Source organism: Arthrobacter sp. NPDC058127, from assembly GCF_042884555.1.
Classification (GTDB): Bacteria; Actinomycetota; Actinomycetes; order Actinomycetales; family Micrococcaceae; genus Arthrobacter.
This window is the reverse complement of record NZ_JBHVTT010000036.1, coordinates 7501-9038: the sequence shown is the minus strand read 5'-3', so window position 1 is coordinate 9038 and position 1538 is coordinate 7501. Positions and strand designations below refer to the sequence as shown.

Annotated in this window: 1 protein-coding gene (running past one end of the window); it reads left to right on the top strand. The window is 45.1% G+C overall.

What is annotated here, in order from left to right; genetic code table 11:
• Positions 1–1538, top strand: part of the annotated coding region (locus ACFVTG_RS24625) for an immunoglobulin-like domain-containing protein (RefSeq protein ID WP_390283601.1) (this coding region is incomplete at its 5' end). 206 nt of the annotated region lie beyond the right edge of the window; 1538 of its 1744 annotated nt are in view.

The following is a 1538-nucleotide window of genomic DNA, read 5'->3' as shown; positions in this document are numbered from 1 at the left end:
GAGCGGCGGTGGTTCATTTAAGCTTGATCCTGCCGTAGAAAACGAAGTAAAAGAAAAGGCAATTGAGAACGCAAATAAGGCTTTGAAAGATAATTTAGCCGCGTCGGGCGATTTTTCTGAGATTTTGGCCAAAGTATTAGAAGCGGACAGAACGATCCAGATAGCCAAACAATACGGGGCTCAGGATCAAGATTTCACTAATACCTATTCTTTTTATTTCAATCGTGACACCGTATACGAACTTAACGAAGCCTTGACTGCTTTAACAATCGGGTATGTGCCGGGCGATTCGGCGGATCATGTCACAGAACGCCCAATCTTGCCGGATAACAATGGGAAAAACACCTTAATTTTCTGGTCATCCAGTGATTCGAATGTGTTAACTCCATGGAGTTCTTATTTAACAAGACCGGCTTCCGGTGCGGGCGATAAGGAGATTACGCTTACCGCCACGCTCTTTAACAAAGCTTTTACGGCGACCAAGAGCTTCAAAATGACGGTAAAACAGCTTAACGCAGCAGTAAAATCAGTTACTGGTCTGAAGCCAGATCTGCTGGTTGTGGAATTCGACGGAGCCGTAGCGGCTCAGGAAGCTTCCTGGTACCAATTTAACAATGGACTGCAAGTTCTTAAAACAACCCAGTACCCTCAGTATCCGAACTTGGTACTCCTTAATGTAGATTCACAGAAAGCCGGCAGCAATTATAATCTCACGTATAAGAACGCTCCAACGGGTATTACCTTTACAGGGAGCACAGCGAATGAATGCTCCGCCGAATGGTGCACAATACCGGGCAGCGGTCAAAAAGTGCCGGTACCCGGCGTGAATGTACCCGGTAAAATAGAAGGCTTTGTCCTTGAAGGTATGGCAAAACCCGCGGAAGATGCAGAAGTTTCTTTGACAGGAACTGGCTTAATAACGAAAACGGACAGCCGCGGATATTTCAAATTTACCAACGTTAGTCCTAATGTCAGCTACACCCTTTCGGCGACTAAACCAGGTTATTCGACCGCAAACACTGCCCAGTTCAGCATAGCACCTGGTCAAACCTTTCTGGCAGCGGGTATAAATATTTATACAATCCCGGATCCGGTTTCCAACGTGCAGCTAAACCCTATTTATTATAGCAATCAGGCATCTTTGATATGGACATTGTCCGGTCAAATAAATGCTAAAACTACTTTTAATATTTATCAAAACGGCAGCCTTCTTCTTTCCGGTTACACAGGCGGAATTCTAATCATTGATTCATTAAAACCGGGGGAGATCTATACATTCGGTATAGAGGCCTGTAATGATTTGGGATGTTCGAAAACCCGAACCGAGCAAACACTCCAGATGCCTATGCTTCTGTCGGTAAACAGCCTGCAACCTTTTAACTCGGTGACCTCCGAGGTTTACAAGGAGCTTGAATTCATGGTAACAATCGACGGAAAAAATGATTTTTCCTTGTTGAAGCCATATCCCAATTTCGACTCTCTTTTAGTGGAGTTTAAGGAGGGGATCGATAGCCACGCAGGGGCGCCTGTGTTATCCG